The 625-nt window shown below is 50.4% G+C and carries 1 protein-coding gene; it reads left to right on the plus strand.

The features are described 5' to 3' along the window. A partial coding sequence (locus J7439_RS25855) for an IS91 family transposase (protein ID WP_209204927.1) occupies positions 1 to 625 on the plus strand: 625 nt, incomplete at both ends.

Genomic DNA, 625 nt, shown 5'->3' on the forward strand with positions numbered 1-625 from the left:
CTGGCTTGGCAACATCAACGACAGGTGTACGATTTACTGTTCAGAATAGCGGCTGATACCCTGAAACAGTTTGGAGCCAATAGCAAAAAACTGGATGCTGACCTGGGAATGACCGGCGTCCTGCACACCCACAGCCGACGGCTGGATTACCATCCCCATATACACTTTGTTGTGCCCGGTGGCGGCATCAATACCCGACGAAAAGAGTGGCGCAAACTCACAGGTAACTATCTTTTCAATGGCAAGAACCTGGCCATGGTCTTTCGAGCCAAACTCCTTCGCGCACTGGACGAACAGGGACTACTATCACCGAGCCTGAAAACAAGGCTGCCCAAAGAGTGGGTCGTCAATTGCAAACGAGTGGGCAAAGGATTACCAGCACTTGAATATCTATCCCGGTATCTGTACCGGGGCGTGATCAGCGACAACAACATCCTGGCCAGTGAACAGGGAAAGGTGACCTTCTCTTACCTCAATAGTGAAACCGGCAAAAAAGAGAAGCGAACCCTGCCAGGGGAAGACTTCCTGTGGCTGGTACTGAAACATGTATTACCCAGGCGATTTCGACGATCGCGGGATTATGGATTTTTACACAGCAACGCCAAAAAACAATTATCACTGGTGC

Source organism: Salinisphaera sp. G21_0 (assembly GCF_017744115.1).
Lineage (GTDB): Bacteria > Pseudomonadota > Gammaproteobacteria > Pseudomonadales > Endozoicomonadaceae > Endozoicomonas.